Below are 19,815 nucleotides of genomic sequence, written 5' to 3' on the forward strand. Positions count from 1 at the left end.
ATCATTTATAAACAAGTCGCTAACCAAAAACTATTAATTGATAATTTTATTCCAATTCATTGGGTTACATTACCACCACTAACTAACGATGACATAGCCAAAAATTACCGCTGCATCAGTTAAAAATAGATCAATCGTTCGTACGTGATATAGCCACCGACATCAATGATCAAGCGATTGTGCGCACCATCATCGCCATGGCACAAAGTTTGAGCCTAAGCCTCATCGCCGAAGGTGTGGAGACGGAAGAACAGCGACTTATTCTCTTCGCCGCAGGCTGTAGAAATTTTCAAGGATACTTGTTTGGCAGGCCAATGCCTATTGATCAGCTTGAGGCATTATTGAATCTAAAAAAAACCTAAGACCTCTGGCACTCCGTTTTGGTAATCTTGGAAGCATCTTGATGTCAGTCCTCTGAGAGATTGTAGTGGGAATTTTCCTTAAAACCTGTCCTAATCAAAACATGTCCTCTGGCAGTCGCCACATTAAATTCTGTTTGTCTCAACGTAACAAGGGAAAATTATTTGAATCCAATGTCCCTTCTAAATGGGAGTTGCAGCAGAATAATTTAAGAAAACTAATCACTTCGCCGCAGCGGGGATTAGATCTGAAGAGATTAATCAGATAAGACCCGTCAAACACGCTTTCTGAATTCATTGTTGTGCGGAGCGATTTCAATTTTGTCGCCAATTTCTACAAAAGCTGCGACAGAAATTTCAAATCCAGTCCCTACAAGACGTGCTGACTTCATGATTTTACCTGATGTATCCCCTCTAACTGCCGGTTCGGTGTATTCAACTTCGCGCACAATCGTATTGGGTAATTCAACGGAAATGGCTTTGCCTTCATAAAAAGTCACCTGGCAAATATCTTCCATACCATCAATCAGATAATTCAAAACATCCGGCATATTGTCAGCTTCCACCTCAACCTGATTATAGTCAGCATCCATAAAAACATATAATGGGTCAGCAAAATAACTGTAGGTGCACTCTTTGCGGTCTAGAACAACCAAATCGAATTTTTCATCGGCTTTGTAAACAGCTTCCAACGTGGTGTTGGAAAACAAACTTTTCAGCTTCATCTTAACCACAGATGCATTACGGCCAGATTTGGTAAATTCTGCCCGTTGCACGACCATGGGATCATTACCAACCATTACGACATTACCTGAGCGTAGTTCCATTGCGGTTTTCATATTTCAATTCCAAAATTTAAGTTATAAGCAAGGTTGATGTTGTTTTATATCAACAAACATCAAATTCATAAACAGCAAATTATAGCCGATTTTCAGCAAATTGCGCCAGACTGGATGCTAAATCATCTTGTCTCAATAATTGTTTAACCCAGTCTTTATTATGTTCAATTAGAGCTTCACGGAAAGAAAAGTAGTTCAACCACACAGAGCCATTTATTTCATTCCTGCCATTCCAGCAATCCCACAACTTACGCACTGCATCAGCCATTTCTTCCGGCATATCTGCGGTATAGAGATTAAGAAACGCATCCAGTTTCTTCCAATGCGTACCCTCTGTTTGAGGGTAAATATTCCAAACAAACGGACTATCTGCCCATTGCGCGCGAACAAAGGAATCCTCACCGCGCACAAAATTAAAATCACAACTCCAAAGTAGCCGGTCATAATCAGTCTGTTCCATAAATGGAATCATTTGGATGGTCAGTTGCCCATGCTGGATCAATTTCTCGGTTTGTAATAATGGCTCTTTTAGTAAAGATGCTATGCTTCCAGTCACACTCCCCACTGGCACAATTAACAAAATCGGTTCTGAAGATTCAGATAGTATCTGGATGAATTTATTAATCGGCGCTGTATCGTAGCAGAACAGTGAAACGCGTATTTCACTCGATTTTCGCTCTAGCAAACCTTTATGCTGCAAAAACGCATGCTCTACTGTTGCGCTAAATGCACTTCTTTGTGCAATTAAATTCTTTTCACGTATTAACCCACCAGTACCTTGCACAAAACCGGGGAAAAAAAATGTTTTGATTAAAGGAATGCGTGGATGTGGCGATGGCAAGCCATGATATTGAGCGACCCAAAGTTCAGTACTGAGATATTCCAGATTAATCCAAACCGGTTGTTTCTTGGCCTGTAACAACGTCGCCACATAAGCATCAGGCAATTCACAAGCGAATGCTTCAATCACAACTTCAGCTGGTTCAACTTCGACGAAAACACATTGCCAATGGCGGATATCAACACCCAGTACTACCTGCTGTTGAATCTCGGGATTAACATCCGGTGCTATACAGGAGAAACTAATCAGATCGTCAACCCAAAGCCGTACTACTTGATGATGATCCTGTGTTAATTGTCGTGCCAAACGCCAACATATGCCAATGTCACCAAAATTATCGATAACCGTACAAAAAATATCCCATCGGCGCTGCATCGATTCTAAAGAAATGAGCTTAGCAATTAATTAATGTAACCAGAATCGAATGAATTACGGTACTTTTGAAAGATGTTTTGAATGGCAAAATTAGTAAATATTTTCTTTAAGAATCCTATTTTTCTGCTGCTCAAATTCCTGTTCCGTGAGCATGTCTTTATCTCTTAATTGTTTCAAGCGTTCTAGTGCTGTTATTTGATCATGTTGCTGTAATTCCCCCTCGGGCGTACGAGAACCTGATTCACTGAGTACATCAGGCTGTACTGCTTCTATTAATCCGAGAAATTTTCCTATTTTGAAGAGTAGTGCTTTAATTAAACACCATAACTTAGGCAAAAACCAAATTGAGAAACCTAAGAAAATAGCAAGCAATATAAGGAAAATCTCTGGATGCTTCAAAGCTGCCCACATTCCTGAGAGTACTAACAAATCCCCTCCTATGGAGGCCGACCAATTCGTAAATGGCTCGGGGGATGTATTAATCAACAACCGCGTACCCGTTTTGGTCGCGTGACTCGTTGCAGCCATACCGCCTCCCAGAATACCTGCTGCAATCTCGAGCGCTGGCGTCACGTCGCCAACTGCACCCGCTGCCAACATAGCACCAGCAGGAATACGAACAAAGGTTTGAATAGAATCCCACACGGAATCCATACCTGGTATTTTGTCCATAAAAAATTCTATGAAATACATAATACCGGCAGCCGCAATCACCAAGGGATCTTCCAATACCGATAATTCGGCAGGCAAATCAATATGCCCTGTTGAGCCACCCCAGCCTAATACCAACAACACAGCATACAGATTGATGCCACTTGCCCAGGAAGCCCCCATCATTAATGCAACAGTTGCTAATAGCGCTTCATAATTTTCCATGTTTTAACCTGTTATTGGAAAGGTTAGTTATTTAATCGCGAATGCTTTCATCTCGCTGATAGCGCGATCTCTGTACTTCAAGATATCAAAAACATCAATTCCAGCGGATTAGAAGAATCGGAATATGTGCTGTTCTTACCACGCCTTCCGCAATACTGCCCATTAACATTCGACTAAAACCCGATCGGCCATGCGTTCCGATAACGATCAAATCTGCTAGGCTATTCTTAGCTTCAGTAGCAATGACGTTGACAATACGTTCCCCCTGCGTTTCAAGCAATTTTATTTCGGTTATCACGCCAGCTTGCTGCAGTTTTTTTTGCGCGCGCTCCAGTATTTTTTCTCCAATACTTCTCATGGATTGGATTAATTCCGCATAATTTAAATAATCTTCATTATCAAAATACCCGACATCTTCTAATACATGTATCACTTCCACTTGAACATTCTGTAATTGTGCAAATTTAATGACTTCATCCAATGCTCGTTCAGAAATGTCACTGCCGTCAATTGGTACTAAAATTCTCTGATACATGGCACCCTCACAAAAATAATGTGTTTATAGATCCGGTCATTAAACAGTTCTATTTTTCATAGCGGAGAAGACCGGAAGACGGGAATTCTAACAAATCTTTTTAATGGCTGGATCAATAAGAACTTCATTGAAATAAAAGACTCTCTAAATAGACATCATATTGACATATCTTTGTGTAAAACTGCCGAGCATAGTAGAAAAATTACAATAATCCCTACAAATCATTACTATGATGATGGTAAAGTGTTTTATCATCTAATTATAACTCCAAGTCCTCAATATTTGCGTGTCGCTTAATTACTTGGAAGGTTAAATAGTTTTTGAGTGCATTTTGTTTCTATCAATCTTCTCTGTTTTGCAATTTAATTAATCGGATTATAAAAGATTCAATGAAAATTTCTTTTCATTTATGCTCTCATCGAAATCAACCCAATCTAACATTCCAATTTTATGCGCCGATATGAATATGCTGAGAATTACTACCCGAAAAATAGTATGCTGAATTGTCCAAGGTTTGAGAGAAACAGAATGAAAAATTCATTGTTGCAAGCCATGTTATTTTATCCATTAAAAATTTCTAGCTTGTTATTGAATCAATTTATCTTTATCTTGTTTGCAGTAAATTTATCAGGATGCGCTTCGCAGGAACCAACACCCATTCAAATTATTGAGCCGATACCGGTGGCAGTGGCCCAGGATGAAAATTTGAAGAATGAGATCGCGCGCTTGGAGAAAGTGATTGCTGAAAAAGATGAACTGATTAAGAGTCAGAAAATTCGCCAACAAAGCCAAGCGCAAGCACTACGCGAAGTCAATAAGGAAGCTACTCGCACACAAGTAAAACTACATAGATTAGCTACAAAACCAAGCACAGCTTCGGCAATTGCAGAAATTGAAGTAGCATTGGAACACCTAAAATCAGTTAAAATTCCTGCAGCAGATCAAATATTGCAGATCCAGGCACAACATCAAGTAGAAACTGCATCAGTATTTTACGCAAAAGATCAATATGCCCAGGCTATGAATCATGTTGCGCAAGCCAAACATTTGATTGGTTTGGTAACTAACTCGGATGGCAAGAAAACATCCATTGAAAATAATTCCCTACTCGAAATTCATCCACCAATAAAATTACGCGCCAAGACAAATGTCAATTTGCGCAAAGAACCCAATACCCGTGCGCCAATACTAGCTACCCTGAAAAAAGATACGACGCTAACAGCAAATGCCAGTCTTGGTTCGTGGATTCGAGTTCAAATTGAAGGCAATCGAGGCTGGATTCTTAGCACAGCGCTTGAAATAGAGAATAACCACAGCCCATAGCTGTACTTATATTACAGTATTAGACTGTGGCTGCATGCAATACACTTGGTCACGCCCAGCATGTTTGGCTTCATACAATGCACTATCAACCCTAGAAAGCAGAGAAGTTATAGATTTATCCTGAGATTCACTTTGAATGACCCCAATACTGAGCGTCACTTGGAGTATTTTATCTAATGTACTGCAGTAAACATCGGCCACATACGCCCGGATTCGCTCTGCTGTCTTCATCGCTTCATCGATATTCGCCTCAGTTAAAATGATCATGAACTCGTCACCACCATAACGCGCGGCAAAATCAACAGTGCGAATGCATTGTGAAATATTTTTTGCTATCGCGGCTATTACTTCATCACCGACAACATGTCCAAGACTATCATTAAGTGTTTTGAAATAATCGACATCTATCATGAGTACAGAGAAAGGGCGCCTTGTCCGTTCATATCGAGCCAACTGCTCGCTGATGATCGAGTTCAGCTTGCTACGATTATATAGCCCTGTCAGGCTATCAGTTGCCGACAACATTTCCAACAACTGATTTTTTTGTCGCATCGCATCACTGGCTGCAGTAATTTCAACTTCATTCTGCCGTAACTTGTCGGTCATCTGGTTAAACATTCGCGTCAATTGACCAAGCTCATCACGCCGTGTATTGGTTAATACGACGGCAAGATCGCCCTTAACAATTCTCTCCGTCGCATCAATTAATTTTTGTAAAGGAACCACGATAGCATGGCTCATTCGGAAAGCGATTGTAGTGACGACAAAGATGATCATACTGATCAAACCAATGTATAGATCACGCTGCTGCTCCCAAGTAGCATAGACCAATTTATGACTTCTGTTGGCGATTATTGTTATGGGCGGTTTCTCGGACATATAAGCCAAACCCACTACATTTTCCTGTCGTGGCCCATGAAATACTTCATATTCCCCGGGATTATCCTGCAATCGTTTTAATACAGCAGGCTCAAGCGATACTGGGGTATCTATATTAATAATCGAAACATCACTAGCCAACATGACGAATCCATCTTCATCTAATAGAAGCACATCACCGGGCGGTGATTTTATTTTATCTTTTAAACTTGATTGAATATTGCGTAAATCAAACGTTACGATCAGTGCGCCTAAGATAAAATCATCTACTGATAACACAGGAACCGAAATACTCACTATCGCCGTCGCATAATTCGCACTCCATTGTGGCGGTACAACAACGTCCCCTTGAATGGATGCATCTTGCGCCCAATTTTGAGTAAGTTTCACCGAAAAAGGCGAATCCACGTTGCTGGCAATTATTTCACCTTCGGTATCAACTACCGTTAATTCCAACACTGTTTCCAATCGCTTATGCACAGACTTCAAATAGAGTTCTAATGCTTTCTGCTGTTTGATGAATTTATTTTTCTGAGACTGAGATCCTGAAGATAGTCCTTCAATAAGAATTTTAGACGTTGCAAGTTCGCGAACAACAAGAATTTGCTCTTTAATCCATAAATCTAATTCCCGGCTGGCATAATTCGCCATGGCACGCAACTCGCGTGTTACATTCTCACTGATCATCGTTTCATTCTGCTGAAATGACAATATACCCAGCCCCAGCGAAGGAATCAGCGTGGCTAGCATTGAAAAAACGATAATTTTGCTTTTGATGCTTTTCAATATAATCGTGATAAGGACAATAAAAGGTTATGCGATATGAAGCGCTACGGGTTGTTTATCCGGGTAATTACTCATTTGATAACCCTGCCACAACCTACCTGCAATAAATGAAGCAATTGCATTGGCATGTTGCTGTAAACTCGGATTACCTAGTTCTTCGGTTGTTTGCCGGAAAAGTTGAAGCCAACGTTCAAATAACTCTGCGCTAAGCTCAGGAAGTGCGATATGTTTCGGCATCGGCGCGCCGCGGAATCGGCTGGTGCCGCGTAACTGGGCAGACCAGAAATTGCTCATTTGCACAAAATGAGCATCCCAATCGATCACATGCGCTTCAAAAATAGGACCCAATGAAGGATCTTTTCTAGCTTTTGCATAAAAGGTATGAACCAGTTGTGCTATTTCTTCTTCAGTGTATAAGCTGGGATCGGGTATTGGAAATGGTGATTGACTCATAATTTTTTCAAGTTACCTCTGGATGAAAAGTCGTTACTAGTTAAATGATCAGCTCAATGTAGATAAAAAATAAAGTCTATGTATTACAAATACGACTGAAAGTGTTTTCTATTGAGACAAATAAGTTTATCTTTGGTTGTCTGGATTGTCCAACTCAGAATTAAATTGAGCAATTTTGTTTCGTACCGTTAATTATAAGACCCATCCGTCATCCTGGAGGTATCGATTAACATGAAAACTTTATATGGAAAAGCGCTGCTGACTGATCCGGCATTCACCAAATCAACTGCATTTACGCGCGAAGAACGCGAACGCTATGGTTTGCGTGGACTCCTTCCTCATGATGTTGCAAGTATCAACAAACAAATAGAACGCGTTTTGGGTAGCATGCGTTGCAAAAGCACAGCTATTGAAAAATATATTTTTCTCAATGCGCTGCTAGAGCGCAATCAGCGGCTTTTTTATCGAACAATGATTGACCATATTGAAGAGATCATGCCCCTGGTTTATACCCCAACAGTTGGTGAAGCATGCAAAGAATTTGCACATATTTTCAGGAAACCGCAAGGATTTTATATTACCCCTGAAGATCGGGGCGAAATTGCAACAATTCTGAAAAACTGGCCGGAAGAAGATATTCGCGTAATCGTTGTTACAGATGGGGAGCGCATTCTGGGTTTGGGGGATTTAGGCGCCAGTGGTATGGGGATCCCCATCGGTAAAGTCGCTCTGTATGTAGCCTGCGCTGGGATTCATCCAGCCCAATGCATGCCCATTATGCTGGACGTTGGCACAAATAACATAGCAATACGTGAAGACCCGCTTTATTTAGGTTATCCCTTTCCGCGAATTAGCGATGATGCCTATCGGACACTAGTTGATGAGTTTGTTAAAGCTGTGCAATCTCGTTTTCCGAATGCATTGATACAGTTTGAGGATTTCCTTACACCGCACGCATTTGAATTTTTAGACCGGTATGGTGCACAAGTTCGCTGTTTTAATGATGACATACAAGGCACTGCCGCAGTGACACTGGCAGGTATTTATACTTCATGCCGTATTACTGGAAAGAAGTTTGACGATCTGAATATCATGTTTCTGGGCACAGGCTCTGCGGCAGGCGGTACTGCAGAATTGATGGTCGATGCATTCTGTGCAGCCGGATTGAGCAAATCGCAAGCGCAGAAACGGCTATGGTTTATCGACAGAAAAGGATTGGTGACAGCGACAAATGAAACTATTAAACCGCGCATCAAACCATTTGCTCATGAACATGCCGCTTGCAGTTTTGTTGATGCTATCGGTGAAATCAAACCCGATGTATTGATCGGTGCTACTGGTGTTGCTGGAACATTTAATGAGGCCATTGTGCGTAAAATGGCCACAGTGAATGAGCACCCAGTTATTATTGCTTTATCAAATCCAACTTCACATACAGAGTGTACTGCTGAACAGGCTTATCAATGGAGTGATGGGCGAGTAATCTTCGCCAGCGGCAGTCCTTTTGATGCCGTGCAGTACGGCAATCAGTTATTTAAACCCGCTCAAGGTAATAATGCTTATATTTTTCCAGGTATCGGCCTGGGTATATACGCAAGCTCAGCCCGGCTTGTCACACAAGCTATGTTTTTAGCAGCCGCCGAGGTATTGGCAAACACCGTTACACAACAGGAAATTGGCACTGGCGCGGTTTATCCGGCATTGACACGAGTGCGCGAAGTATCCCATGCAATTGCTGTCGCTGTTTGCCGAGTAGCAGTTCAAGAAGGACTGACGGATTCCAGTTTGCCTGAGGATCTGGCTGGCTATGTTAAATCGCTGATGTATGAACCGAACTATTAAATTCGGATTACAGACAAGCAAGTTGATTCAATTTATTTGAAAAAATTGATAACACCATCCAACCCGACATAATCAATCGCATAGGTTGCATGATCCCTTACGATGGGTTTGGCATGATATGCAATGCTGACCCCAGCTTCCGTCATCATGTCCAGATCATTGGCACCATCCCCAATAGCGATAATCTGCTCACGCTTAATACCCAGTTCATCACGGATCTTTTTTAATACTTGTGCTTTCCCTTGTCTGCCGATAATTTCTCCAACCACCTTTCCTGTCAGTCTATTGTCTTCAATCCCCAGCACATTGGCTGCCGCAAAATCAAATTCCAATCTAGCTTTAATCCGATCGGTAAAAAATGTGAAGCCGCCAGAAATAACCATCGTTCTTAACCCGGCTAGTTTGGCTTGTTGCAACATTTTTTCAGCACCAGGATTAAGTTTGACTCGTTCGTCATAGACTTTTTGCAATGCATCGTGGTGCAAACCTCGCAATAAAGCAGTGCGGCGTGTGAGGCTTTCTTCAAAGCTTATTTCGCCCTGCATGGTCTGCAGCGTAATGGCTGCAACTTGGGATTTTATGTTCTGTATATCAGCAATTTCATCAATAGATTCAATCGCCAACAACGTAGAATCCATATCCATCGCGATCAATTTAAAATCGACGAGCTTCCGATCGGCGTTTACAAAAGCAAAATCCAATTCAGCTTGCGCGCAATATTCGGAAATAGCTTTGGAATGCGTGGCACTGGTCAACCGGAAAGCTTGGCCGGTAATCCGCTCTATCCCATCTGCTTGAGATAGCTTCGCTAAAGCCCTCAAGTCACTATTATTAACTTCCAGTCCCTGAATGATCAGATTCATGTGGTTTATGATTTTCTTTAATGCAAGACAGCCGGATTATGACAAACTTAACTAGCACTCCATTCCATAATCTGATTGCGGCCGGCGTGTTTGGCAGCATAAAGCGCGTAGTCAGCGGCTTTGATCAGATCTCTCGGCTCCTGGAAATGTGTTGCATTTTCATAATAAGAAGCAACACCGATGGAAGCAGTGATTTGGATTGTAATGCCTCCATCAAATTTATACGCAATCGCTGCAATGGAATCTTTCAAACGGGAAATTAGCGTTCTTGAAGCTGCAAGTGTTGTACCTGGAAGAATCAAAGCAAATTCTTCACCACCATAACGGCTCAGCGTGTCATCCTGACGAATTTGATCGAAAAGTGTTTTTACGACAGTTGCCAATAATGAATCCCCTGCAACATGACCATACGTATCATTGACAGTCTTAAAATGATCAAGATCAATAATAGCGATGGTCAAAGGCAGATTGTATTGCATGGCCAGGTTAAATTCGCGCCGCAATGTTTCATCGAAATAGGTCCGGTTGTAAGCCCCAGTTAATCCATCACGCTGCGATTTATCTTCCAAATCCTTCATTCTAGACAGGTCGTGTATCATCAGTAATTCTTTGGCTTCTGCTAGAATTCCCGTTACTTCGCATGGATGTTGAATAGTCATTTCAAACAGCTCCTCTACGGCACTCAACCCAACTTCCATAATTTTGATGACATCAATGAGTGCAGAAGGATCAAGTCCAAGCCAATCTTGTGTGGCTTTATTAAGTGCGATCATTTTTCCAGCTTCGTGCGGATACAGAAAATAATCAGCTAAGTAACGGGATACCGCCAAACAAGATTGAAGCGTTGGCCCTAAATTATGGGGCTCCGGTTGGGAGTGACTGTTAATACAGGATAAAGCGATATAATCCGGAATATGCCATTTTTTGAGAAGCGCGTAACCCAATTCATCATGCCCGGCTCCAAAAGCTTCACGTTCCATTTCAAGCAGCTCATCATGATCAGGAGCCGATGCAAAGATTTTGCCATATTCCTCAGGCATGATAACCCAATAGGCGAGAATACCAATTTCCTGTATCAACCCGGCCAGAAATAAATCATCTAGAAAATTCAGCTCAAGCTTTTCCCCAAGCGCGCGACTGGCGAGGGCTGATGTAATCGACCGGCGCCAGAAAATATTGCTGTCAAAAGCAGGGCTACTATTTGACAAAGGCGTCGTCATGAGTGAACTGGCTAATGAAAAGGATAACGCAATGACGAGAACGGTATGTGTCCCAAGAATACTGACAGCTTGCCGGATATTCGTTGCAACCCGGCGTGATTTATACAAAGGGGTGTTGGCTGTACGAAGTAATTTTGCTGCGAGAACCGGATCCAAAGAAATATATTCACAAACTGTCCTGATATCGGCATCAGGATCATTAGCCATTTCGATTATTTTGACGGCAACCGCAGGTAAGCTTGGCAGCGTTGTGCAATAATTTAGCCGTCTTTTCAATGTATCATCAATCACTTATTATCCTTATTATTAGATAACATTTATATATTATTGAAAGAATGAATGATTCTTTTTATTTTATAATATAAAAAGATAACATACCCAACTATTTTTATAAGATATATTTGCAGTAACTTGTAAGATTTATCTGTTTTATACTTTATACCCTTAACAAGTATTCATTCTTTCAATTAAGCAGATGTTATGCTATTAATCTTCAGTATTAATTGATTGGATTATTTGAAACAATGCGGCCATAAGAGTGCAAAAAGTAACAACATAAATGAATTGCTTGAAAGAAAATTTTAGATAAAGGAGTCTAACGTGGATTTTGCAATAAAAGTAGGAACCCCGGAGAAGCAACGTGGGGCTTGTGTGGTAGTAGGTATTTTTGAATCAAGAAAATTAACCGATTCAGCCAAGATTCTGGATAAAATCACCCAAGGATATATTAAAAACATACTTACTCTGGGCGATATGGATGGCAAAGCCAACACCGCGCTGTTATTGCATAATGTTCCAGGTACGCTGTTTAAAAGGGTTTTATTGATTGGATTAGGCAAGGAACAGGAATTCAAGGGAAAAACATTTTTATCTGCTGTCAATACTACTTTGAATACCCTGCAAAAAACAGCCGTTACTGATGCAACGCTGTTTTTATCCGATTTCCCCATCAAGGAAAGAGCAAATCCATGGAAAGTTTCGCAAATAGTCATTACCGCAAGCAGCAGTAACTACCGGTTTGATCAGCTTAAAAGTAAGCCGGAAAACAGTCCGCGTAGTTTACGCAAGCTAGTATTGTGCATTGATAGCCGTACTGAGCTAGCGGTCTGCGAAGAAGCCTTGCAGCAAAGCCTGGCGATCGCACATGGCATGAGTCTGGCGAAAGATCTGGGCAATCTTGCACCGAATATTTGCACACCTACATATCTGGCTAAACAAGCGAAAGATCTTGCCAAAACCCACAAACTCAAAGCATCTGTACTTGAAGAAAAAGATATGGAAAAGCTGGGTATGGGCGCTCTTCTCGCTGTAGCACAGGGCAGTGAACAACCGGCAAAATTAATTGTGCTGGAATATCAAGGATCAGGCAAAAAAGAAAACCCGATTGTTCTGGTAGGAAAAGGGGTTACCTTTGATACCGGTGGTATTTCACTTAAACCCGCTGCAGAAATGGATGAGATGAAATTCGACATGAGCGGTGCCGGCAGTGTTCTTGGAACGCTGCTTGCAATTGCCGAAATGAAGTTACCCATTAATGTAGTTGGGATCATTCCAGCAACCGAAAATATGCCTGGTGGCAAAGCAACAAAGCCGGGCGATGTGGTAACCAGCATGTCTGGCCAAACAATCGAGATTCTCAATACTGACGCAGAAGGGCGCTTGATTTTGTGTGACGCTTTAACGTATGCAGAACGCTACAATCCGAAAGTAGTGATTGATATCGCAACTTTGACCGGCGCGTGTGTGATCGCGCTCGGGAATTTTACGACAGGATTGATCAGCAACGATGACAAATTGGCGCAGAAGCTTTTGGCTGCCGGCGAGCAAGCCGTTGACCGCGCCTGGCAGTTACCTTTGTGGGATGAATATCAGGATTTATTGAAAAGCAATTTTGCGGATATTGCCAATATTGGGGGGCGAGCCGCAGGAACCATTACAGCCGCTTGCTTTTTATCCCGCTTTACCAAGAAATACCGCTGGGCTCATCTGGATATCGCCGGTACAGCATGGAAATCCGGCAAAGAAAAAGGTTCAACCGGACGACCTGTTCCGCTATTGACGCAATTCTTAATTACACAAGCTAAGATAAGCAATTAACATAGCGCTCAAACTTGCTGATTAATTCCTAAATCCGTGATGGATAATGCATAATTATTCCACGTATGCGTCGAACTAATCAGCAATAATGACGCGGCGGCTATGCGAATTGATAGTGAAGCGTTAAGCAGATTGAATATAGAATGACTCAAATTTATTTCTATTCGGGATCCAACGATAAATTGCAAACAGCCTGCCGGCTTTGTTCCAAGGCTGTCAAACAAAATATGAAAGTAATGGTTTATACCCCTGATGCGGCAGTACTTGAACGATTCGATGAGTTACTTTGGACTTTTTCCCCTACCAGCTTTATTCCGCATTGTACTATTCAAGATGACCCTCAGTTGGTCAATGTCACGCCTGTTATTTTAAGTGACCAGATCCCACCGGACAGTCATTATGACGTGCTGCTTAATCTGCACCAGCAATATCCGCCTGTATTCAATCAGTTCAACAGGATCATCGAGATAGCGGGAATTTCTCATGAGGATAAACTGGCGGCCCGTGAGCGCTACCGTTTTTATAAAGATGCCGGTTATGAAATACAACACTTCAATCTTGATTGATTACAATCTTGATTGATTAATTAGAGTCACTCTACGATGAATGATGATAAAACTTCAATAGATACCGACGATTCTGAGATATTGGCAAAATTCCGCAGCTTGCTGAATAAATATCAGAATCAAGGTAATATAATCGCTAGCCCTAATTCGTTAGTCACTCCCGTTTCTACGTTACCAGACGATCATACAGCGCCAGTTTTTGCGAATAAAATACCGGTGTTAACCGAGGCTGTCATCCTCCATCCAGCAGTCATACAACCGCAACCAAAGCGCTTAACACCCATCCGGCAAATACTCGATGCCGCGCTGGCAGACGCCCTCATCGAAATGGATGTCTTGGATAGAAAAGCTCTGGCGAATGCGCTGGAAGCTCGCCTGGCAAATCAAATCAAATAACCCCACCTGCACAACTCCGCCGTCTTCAATCTCTCGCTATAGAAAGTTCTCCTCGATATATAGAAAGAAGCATTTGTTAGTTCCCATACGCACCGAAATGCCATCCGCTATAATGGCGGTCTTATTTGTACCATTCAATACAACTTTAAACCCCATGGAACTCGAAAAAAGTTTTGACCCTAAAAGCATTGAAGATCGTTGGTATTCCATCTGGGAATCGGCTGGCTATTTCAAACCACTCGCTGAAACAGACCAATCCGCCTACTGCATTATGTTGCCGCCGCCGAATGTCACGGGCACTTTGCATATGGGGCATGCGTTCCAGCATACCTTAATGGATGCGTTGACACGCTACCACCGTATGTTAGGGGATAACACACTATGGCAGCCAGGTACTGACCATGCCGGTATCGCCACACAGATTGTGGTTGAACGTCAACTGGATCAGCAAAAGCTCGATCGTCGCGAGCTGGGACGGGAAGCATTTCTGGAAAAAGTGTGGCAATGGAAAGAAGAATCCGGTTCCACGATTACCCGGCAAATGCGGCGCCTGGGCACTTCCTGCGACTGGACACGCGAACGTTTCACCATGGATGCCGCTTTATCGCGTGCAGTCACTGAAGTTTTTGTGCGCCTCTATCGCGAAGGACTCATTTATCGCGGCAAGCGATTGGTGAATTGGGATCCGGTACTACAAACAGCAGTTTCCGATCTGGAAGTGGTAGCGACAGAAGAGAATGGTTCCTTGTGGCATATTCGTTATCCGCTGGAACAGGCGGATGGCATTCATACCGAACACACAGAATCTTTAATTGTCGCTACTACCCGCCCCGAAACCATGCTGGGGGATGTGGCCGTTGCCGTCCACCCCGACGATCCGCGTTATCAACACTTGATCGGACGCCATGTAAGGCTGCCGCTGTGTGAGCGGACAATCCCAATCATTGCAGACACTTATGTCGATCTGGAATTCGGCACAGGTTGTGTCAAAATCACCCCGGCACACGACTTCAATGATTACCAGGTGGGACAACGACATCATCTGGTTCCCATCAATATTTTTACCCTCGACGGAAAAATTAATGATCTGGCACCCACTGAATATCAAGGGCTAGATCGCTTTGACGCCAGGAAAAAGATTATTGCTGATCTGGAAACACAAGGTTTCCTGGTTGAAACCAAGCCCCATAAACTCATGGCACCGCGTGGTGATCGTACCAATACCATTATTGAACCAATACTGACCGATCAATGGTATGTCGCGATGGAAGGTTTGACCAAACGTGGTTTGGAAGTCGTCGCGCAAGGCGATGTGAAATTTACGCCGGATAATTGGACACATGTTTACAACCAATGGCTGGAAAATATTCAGGACTGGTGTATTTCACGTCAATTGTGGTGGGGGCACCGCATTCCGGCATGGTACGACGAGGACGGCAACATCACGGTTGCGCATAATCTGGAAGAAGCACAAAAGCTTTCCGGGAAAAACAATCTGAAACAAGATGATGATGTTCTGGATACCTGGTTCTCATCGGCGCTCTGGCCATTCTCCACCTTGGGTTGGCCGGATGAAACACCAGAACTAAAAACCTTCCTGCCGACTTCGGTGCTCATCACCGGCTTTGACATTATTTTCTTTTGGGTCGCGCGCATGGTGATGATGTCGCTGCATTTCACCGGCAAGGTACCGTTCAGGGAAGTATATATCACCGGTCTGATTCGCGATGCCGAAGGTCAGAAAATGAGTAAATCCAAAGGCAATGTGCTGGATCCACTGGATCTGATTGACGGCATCACCCTGCCCGCTTTGATTGCAAAGCGCACGACAGGATTAATGAATCCGAAACAAGCCGAATCTATTGAGAAAAACACTCGCAAACATTTTCCAGAAGGCATCCCGGCTTTCGGCACCGATGCCTTGCGCTTTACATTCGCCAGCCTGGCATCCCATGGTCGGGATATTAAATTTGATATGCAACGTTGCGAAGGTTACAGAAATTTCTGTAACAAGCTTTGGAATGCAACCCGCTATGTCATGATGAATTGTGAAGAAAAAGATACCGGGGTGGATGAAGCATTACCATTAACTTACTCCGCTGCGGATCATTGGATCATTAGCCGTTTACAGCAAGCAGAGTTAGCGATTGAACAAGCATTCAGTAATTATCGTTTTGACTTGGCCGCACGCGAGATTTACGAATTAGTTTGGGATGAATACTGCGATTGGTATGTTGAGCTTGCCAAAGTACAGTTAAATAGTGATCAAGACTCGATACAGCGGGCAACACGTCGTACCTTGGTGCGGGTATTGGAAACCATGTTACGACTGGCTCATCCGATTATTCCATTTATCACCGAGGAGTTGTGGCAAAAAGTTGCGCCATTGGCTGGAAAATCGGGTGCGAGCATTATGTGCCAACCTTATCCAAGCGCCAATCCCGCAGCTATCGATCCGCAGGCCATTGAGAATATTAATTTACTGAAAGAGATGATCAATGCCTGCCGCACACTGCGTAGCGAAATGAACCTATCACCCGCATTAAAAGTACCATTGCTGGCAGCCGGAAATCAGCAAACATTGACGGATTACTCACCGTACTTATTGTCTCTGGTCAAGTTATCCGGCATAGAAATTTTTCAGGATGGGCTACCCGATGCGGGTGCACCGGTATCCCTCGTAAGAGATTTCAAGTTGATGCTAAAAATTGAAATCGATATCGAAGCTGAGCGCGAACGTTTGACCAAAGAAATAACACGTCTCGAAGCAGAAATAGCCAAAGCGCAAACTAAACTGTCAAACCCAAGCTTTGTCGAACGCGCACCGGCAAGTGTTGTGATACAGGAGAAAGATCGTTTAACCGCGTTTCATACAAAACTTGATAACCTGAATGAACAATTACAGAAACTGAATTGATTACGCTAGGATTGATAAGATGCCAGTAAAAGAATCTACTCAACGCAATTGCCGGACATTACTGATAAGAGCTATAGCCATTTTTTCTTTTTAAAATAATAGAGCAGTCCTAAACTAATCGTAATAAAAATCACCCATATCGCCGGATAAGCCCAATGCCATTTCAATTCCGGCATGTATTCAAAGTTCATTCCATAAATACCGGCAATAAAAGTTAATGGTATAAAAATGGATGCAAAAATGGTCAGGATTTTCATTGTTTCATTTAATTTATTACTGATGCTGGATAGATAAATATTATGCATGGCAGAAATCCTTTCTCGATAAGATTCGAGTGAATCGGTTACGCGTAGCACATGATCATAAACATCCCCGTAATAACGCAGCGTTTTTTCCTGTAACAAGGGGGTATCGATACGCTGTATTGTTGCCAATAACTCGCGCAGTGGAGAAATATTGCGTTTCATGGAAATCAATCCACGGCGTATCTGTTGCACGGTTTGCAGCATCTCTTTACTGGAATTGAACAAAATGTCGTCTTCCAATGGATCAATGACATCATCCAAACTATCTTCTACAACAAAATATTCATCAACTATCGTATCAAGAATAACGTACGCCAAGTAATCGCTGCCAAACTGCCGTAACCGGCCATTACGGTTCTGCAGGTGGTTATATATGGGATCAAATGTATCATCAGCCTTTTCTTTAAAGGTAACCACATAATTGGCTAATAGCAGGATACTGATTTGCTCGTATTGAAGACTAAAGTTTTTCTCCCGGGTAAGACTGATGCCTTTGATAACCATATAAAGAAAATCTTCGTATTCTTCCAGCTTAGGGCGTTGGTGAGTACTTAAAATATCCTCCAACACTAGGGGATGAATATTCAATTCCTGGCCGATGCTCTCCACAATATGGATATCACTTAATCCGTCCACATTCACCCAAGTAATCAGTTCCGCGTTTCTTAGATGCTGCAGCTGCGCAATCGAAGTAATTTCATCGCGCGTCAAAGTATCCGCATTGTATTGTGTAACGGTAATTTTACATTCCGATTCATGTTTTTCGCCAACATGCACCAGCATTCCCGCGGGAAGCCCGGATTTATCGGCTGAGCTGCTTAAAACTGTTTTAGTGGTTTGATGGTGCTGCCGAAGGTTTCCTGACTGTGAAATAGAACTCATAGAAGCTTACCTGGAACGAATAGTCAAGGTGCTTATTCTAAGAGCTTTGTTGATTGTTGGGGAAATATACTGCAAGAAATCAGAAGAAAAAAACAGGACTGATCAATAACGATCAGAAAATTGCAGATGCGATTCAGTTACCGAAGAATCTATCAGGGAATATTCTGTTCAGATAGACCCGATTTGCCAAGATATTGGATTTGACTGGCAACTCGATCATTCTGGAGGGAACACCAATCCTGCCAGACCTTACGGGCTTCTTCTATATCACTGAATGTCCAGAGTACCACACCATCTTCGGTCATCAAGGTTGCCATTTTATTTGGCCATTCTTTAATCAAGCAATACATTACTTTCTCCTGAGCATTAATAATGTCAGTAAGCTTAATCTGCTAGTGTGAAGATTTGATGACTGAATTATGAAGAATTTATGACAATGTGTATTTTATGTAGTACTTAGCGTTTATTGATGGCATCATGCTATTTACTTGAAATGCATTTTATTTATATTCGGTGTTTATTATTCCCTATTTTATTTGCAAGGAGCAATCACAATGAGAAGAATTATTCATAATCAGTTAATTGCATTAACAGCACTCATATCAATCATGGGCTGTGCAGCCACCAGCAATCCTAATAATCCCTTGAGCACGGTAGACCGAGGCTTGTCAACGATAGAAAGTACAGCGCAAAGTGGCAAGCAAGTTCTTGATGCAGGTACGGCGGCTGCTAGTACAACGGGTGTTAACCAAATTGGCCTGGTTGACATTCTGGTTCACCGGTTAAACATATCACCCCAACAAGCATTAGGGGGGGCCGGAGCGATTTTTCAGATGGCTCAGGGGAGTATGAATCCGCAAGCGTTCGCTACATTATCTAAATCCGTTCCTGGAATGAATAGTATGCTGAATGCAGCTCCCGCCATGTCAAATTTATCAGGTGGCTTATCTTCTCTAATGGGAGAGAAAAATAATACGTTAGGCAACGTAACCGCACTCGCTGCATCATTCCAGCAATTGAATCTTTCTCCTGACATGGTGAACCAATTTATTCCCATCGTAACCAATTACGTCAGTAAAACAAGCGGGCAAGCAACGGCCAATCTGCTTCAGTCCGCTTTAACTGCACGTTGAGTGCTTGAAAAGTACTTTTTTAAATTAAAGATAAAGAAAGTGCAAGCCCCAATCGAAATATTGGCTTGCACTCTTATGCTATCTTTACGCAGTGCCGTGATACATAAAGCGTAAAGCCTTGGATAGCACAGAGGCAATCCAAACACCAAACACAATCCACATAGCGATTGCTCAACCAAACGATTGGGATATCGATTAAGAATTTTTCTATAAAGGCAGAGTTTATCTAGGGAAACACTGATTTATTCGATCACATCGACTTTGGTCATAAAGGTTTGATCAAATGCATCCTATTGATAGATATGGAATAGAGCGATGCAATCAAGCT

17 protein-coding genes and 1 pseudogene are annotated in these 19,815 nt (G+C 42.4%); 8 read left to right on the forward strand and 10 right to left on the reverse strand.

What is annotated here, in order from left to right:
- Positions 1 to 98 precede the first annotated feature (98 nt).
- Positions 99 to 362 (forward strand): annotated as a pseudogene (locus tag ACH10T_RS03450) (EAL domain-containing protein); the annotation flags it as partial.
- 272 nt (positions 363 to 634) lie between these two features.
- Here the strand turns inward: ACH10T_RS03450 and ACH10T_RS03455 are convergent.
- The 4 genes from ACH10T_RS03455 to ACH10T_RS03470 all read right to left on the reverse strand — a co-directional run bounded on the left by ACH10T_RS03455 (position 635) and on the right by ACH10T_RS03470 (position 3,825).
- Positions 635 to 1,198: an elongation factor P gene (locus ACH10T_RS03455; RefSeq protein ID WP_394807934.1), complete on the reverse strand. Its 564-nt coding sequence runs from the start codon at positions 1,196 to 1,198 to the stop codon at positions 635 to 637.
- Between the two features lie 79 nt (positions 1,199 to 1,277).
- Positions 1,278 to 2,414, reverse strand: a complete 1,137-nt coding sequence (earP, locus tag ACH10T_RS03460; protein ID WP_394807935.1) for an elongation factor P maturation arginine rhamnosyltransferase EarP — start codon at positions 2,412 to 2,414, stop codon at positions 1,278 to 1,280.
- A 90-nt stretch (positions 2,415 to 2,504) separates the two neighbouring features.
- Positions 2,505 to 3,290: a DUF4126 family protein gene (locus ACH10T_RS03465; protein ID WP_394807936.1), complete on the reverse strand. Its 786-nt coding sequence runs from the start codon at positions 3,288 to 3,290 to the stop codon at positions 2,505 to 2,507.
- A 94-nt stretch (positions 3,291 to 3,384) separates the two neighbouring features.
- The gene (locus ACH10T_RS03470) at positions 3,385 to 3,825 is read right to left on the reverse strand and encodes a universal stress protein (protein ID WP_394807937.1); all 441 of its coding nucleotides are present in this window, start codon (positions 3,823 to 3,825) and stop codon (positions 3,385 to 3,387) included.
- A gap of 528 nt (positions 3,826 to 4,353) precedes the next feature.
- Between ACH10T_RS03470 and ACH10T_RS03475 the strand changes: the two genes are divergently transcribed.
- Entirely contained in the window at positions 4,354 to 5,148 is a 795-nt protein-coding gene (locus ACH10T_RS03475; RefSeq protein WP_394807938.1) for an SH3 domain-containing protein, read from the forward strand.
- A gap of 6 nt (positions 5,149 to 5,154) precedes the next feature.
- Here ACH10T_RS03475 and ACH10T_RS03480 read toward each other — a convergent pair whose 3' ends face one another.
- Together ACH10T_RS03480 and ACH10T_RS03485 are read right to left on the reverse strand one after the other, a co-directional pair.
- Positions 5,155 to 6,813 carry a diguanylate cyclase gene (locus ACH10T_RS03480; protein ID WP_394807939.1) on the reverse strand — a complete coding sequence of 553 codons (1,659 nt, stop codon included), beginning with the start codon at positions 6,811 to 6,813 and terminating at the stop codon, positions 5,155 to 5,157.
- 27 nt (positions 6,814 to 6,840) lie between these two features.
- Positions 6,841 to 7,266, reverse strand: coding sequence for a group III truncated hemoglobin (locus ACH10T_RS03485; RefSeq protein ID WP_394807940.1), 426 nt, complete (start codon positions 7,264 to 7,266; stop codon positions 6,841 to 6,843).
- 231 nt (positions 7,267 to 7,497) lie between these two features.
- Here ACH10T_RS03485 and ACH10T_RS03490 point away from each other — a divergent pair, with 231 nt between their 5' ends.
- A complete protein-coding gene (locus ACH10T_RS03490; RefSeq protein ID WP_394807941.1) occupies positions 7,498 to 9,108 on the forward strand; it encodes an NAD-dependent malic enzyme in 1,611 nt (536 codons plus the stop codon).
- A gap of 32 nt (positions 9,109 to 9,140) precedes the next feature.
- On the opposite strand, the gene serB is transcribed toward ACH10T_RS03490, so the two are convergent.
- Positions 9,141 to 9,971 carry a phosphoserine phosphatase SerB gene (gene serB, locus ACH10T_RS03495; protein WP_394807942.1) on the reverse strand — a complete coding sequence of 277 codons (831 nt, stop codon included), beginning with the start codon at positions 9,969 to 9,971 and terminating at the stop codon, positions 9,141 to 9,143.
- Between the two features lie 47 nt (positions 9,972 to 10,018).
- The gene (locus ACH10T_RS03500) at positions 10,019 to 11,482 is read right to left on the reverse strand and encodes a diguanylate cyclase (protein WP_394807943.1); all 1,464 of its coding nucleotides are present in this window, start codon (positions 11,480 to 11,482) and stop codon (positions 10,019 to 10,021) included.
- 309 nt (positions 11,483 to 11,791) lie between these two features.
- Here ACH10T_RS03500 and ACH10T_RS03505 point away from each other — a divergent pair, with 309 nt between their 5' ends.
- The 4 genes from ACH10T_RS03505 to ACH10T_RS03520 all read left to right on the forward strand — a co-directional run bounded on the left by ACH10T_RS03505 (position 11,792) and on the right by ACH10T_RS03520 (position 17,167).
- Complete coding sequence (locus tag ACH10T_RS03505; protein ID WP_394807944.1) at positions 11,792 to 13,288, forward strand: leucyl aminopeptidase; 1,497 nt, start codon at positions 11,792 to 11,794, stop codon at positions 13,286 to 13,288.
- A 143-nt stretch (positions 13,289 to 13,431) separates the two neighbouring features.
- The gene (locus ACH10T_RS03510; protein ID WP_394807945.1) at positions 13,432 to 13,854 is read left to right on the forward strand and encodes a DNA polymerase III subunit chi; all 423 of its coding nucleotides are present in this window, start codon (positions 13,432 to 13,434) and stop codon (positions 13,852 to 13,854) included.
- 36 nt (positions 13,855 to 13,890) lie between these two features.
- A complete protein-coding gene (locus tag ACH10T_RS03515; protein WP_394807946.1) occupies positions 13,891 to 14,250 on the forward strand; it encodes a hypothetical protein in 360 nt (119 codons plus the stop codon).
- A gap of 154 nt (positions 14,251 to 14,404) precedes the next feature.
- The gene (locus ACH10T_RS03520) at positions 14,405 to 17,167 is read left to right on the forward strand and encodes a valine--tRNA ligase (protein WP_394807947.1); all 2,763 of its coding nucleotides are present in this window, start codon (positions 14,405 to 14,407) and stop codon (positions 17,165 to 17,167) included.
- Positions 17,168 to 17,238: 71 nt separating this feature from the next.
- Here ACH10T_RS03520 and corA read toward each other — a convergent pair whose 3' ends face one another.
- Both corA and ACH10T_RS03530 read right to left on the reverse strand, forming a co-directional pair.
- A complete protein-coding gene (corA, locus tag ACH10T_RS03525; protein ID WP_394807948.1) occupies positions 17,239 to 18,354 on the reverse strand; it encodes a magnesium/cobalt transporter CorA in 1,116 nt (371 codons plus the stop codon).
- Between the two features lie 152 nt (positions 18,355 to 18,506).
- Positions 18,507 to 18,704 (reverse strand): hypothetical protein, encoded by a 198-nt coding sequence (locus tag ACH10T_RS03530; protein WP_394807949.1) that lies wholly within the window; start codon positions 18,702 to 18,704, stop codon positions 18,507 to 18,509.
- A 204-nt stretch (positions 18,705 to 18,908) separates the two neighbouring features.
- On the opposite strand from ACH10T_RS03530, the gene ACH10T_RS03535 reads away from it, so the two are divergent.
- Entirely contained in the window at positions 18,909 to 19,487 is a 579-nt protein-coding gene (locus ACH10T_RS03535) for a DUF2780 domain-containing protein (RefSeq protein ID WP_394807950.1), read from the forward strand.
- Positions 19,488 to 19,815 lie beyond the last annotated feature (328 nt).

This window comes from Nitrosomonas sp. (assembly GCF_043753625.1).
Classification (GTDB): Bacteria; Pseudomonadota; Gammaproteobacteria; order Burkholderiales; family Nitrosomonadaceae; genus Nitrosomonas.

Bases quoted from the DNA above. Each gene is read 5' to 3' on its own strand.
- ACH10T_RS03455 (WP_394807934.1), bottom strand. From the start codon at position 1,198: ATGAAAACCGCAATGGAACTACGCTCAGGTAATGTCGTAATGGTTGGT.
- earP (WP_394807935.1), bottom strand. From the start codon at position 2,414: ATGCAGCGCCGATGGGATATTTTTTGTACGGTTATCGATAATTTTGGT.
- ACH10T_RS03465 (WP_394807936.1), bottom strand. From the start codon at position 3,290: ATGGAAAATTATGAAGCGCTATTAGCAACTGTTGCATTAATGATGGGG.
- ACH10T_RS03470 (WP_394807937.1), bottom strand. From the start codon at position 3,825: ATGTATCAGAGAATTTTAGTACCAATTGACGGCAGTGACATTTCTGAA.
- ACH10T_RS03475 (WP_394807938.1), top strand. From the start codon at position 4,354: ATGAAAAATTCATTGTTGCAAGCCATGTTATTTTATCCATTAAAAATT.
- ACH10T_RS03485 (WP_394807940.1), bottom strand. From the start codon at position 7,266: ATGAGTCAATCACCATTTCCAATACCCGATCCCAGCTTATACACTGAA.
- ACH10T_RS03490 (WP_394807941.1), top strand. From the start codon at position 7,498: ATGAAAACTTTATATGGAAAAGCGCTGCTGACTGATCCGGCATTCACC.
- serB (WP_394807942.1), bottom strand. From the start codon at position 9,971: ATGAATCTGATCATTCAGGGACTGGAAGTTAATAATAGTGACTTGAGG.
- ACH10T_RS03510 (WP_394807945.1), top strand. From the start codon at position 13,432: ATGACTCAAATTTATTTCTATTCGGGATCCAACGATAAATTGCAAACA.
- ACH10T_RS03515 (WP_394807946.1), top strand. From the start codon at position 13,891: ATGAATGATGATAAAACTTCAATAGATACCGACGATTCTGAGATATTG.
- ACH10T_RS03520 (WP_394807947.1), top strand. From the start codon at position 14,405: ATGGAACTCGAAAAAAGTTTTGACCCTAAAAGCATTGAAGATCGTTGG.
- corA (WP_394807948.1), bottom strand. From the start codon at position 18,354: ATGAGTTCTATTTCACAGTCAGGAAACCTTCGGCAGCACCATCAAACC.
- ACH10T_RS03530 (WP_394807949.1), bottom strand. From the start codon at position 18,704: ATGTATTGCTTGATTAAAGAATGGCCAAATAAAATGGCAACCTTGATG.
- ACH10T_RS03535 (WP_394807950.1), top strand. From the start codon at position 18,909: ATGAGAAGAATTATTCATAATCAGTTAATTGCATTAACAGCACTCATA.